Source organism: Ensifer sp. ENS09, assembly GCF_014852425.1.
Classification (GTDB): domain Bacteria; phylum Pseudomonadota; class Alphaproteobacteria; order Rhizobiales; family Rhizobiaceae; genus Ensifer.
The window spans coordinates 1-388 of sequence record NZ_JACVBP010000026.1 but is presented as its reverse complement, the minus strand read 5'-3'; the positions used below and the strand labels follow the sequence as shown (position 1 = coordinate 388).

1 protein-coding gene is annotated in these 388 nt (G+C 55.4%); it reads left to right on the top strand.

Annotated features, from left to right (window positions below; genetic code table 11):
- Positions 1–388 (top strand): hypothetical protein (locus IB267_RS33070; protein WP_192451593.1); only part of this gene is annotated, 388 nt, incomplete at both ends.

Below are 388 nucleotides of genomic sequence, written 5' to 3'. Positions count from 1 at the left end.
CACAATATGATGCGGCCACTGCCTGAGGACAAAAAGCATGGCGAAACCGGCCAAGCGCTCCATGGGATTGAATGGCTTGGCAGTGAGGAGCGCACGAATTACCCCTTTGCGTTATCGGTAGAGGATTATGGGCACGCTCTTGGTGTGACTGCCCACGTGGTGAACTCCCTTTCGCCTGATCGTGTCTGTGCGTTCATGCAACGCGCGCTAGAGGGGCTTGCGGAAGCTTTGGAGTGCTCGCCGCAAGCCCCAATCCGTACGTTGGATATTCTTTCCGATGAAGAGCGCAGGCTTTTGCTGGAGACGTGGAACCAGACGGCAGCGGATTATCCTTCTGAGAAGTGCATTCACGAGTTGTTTGAGGAGCAGGTTGCCAAGACGCCTGAAG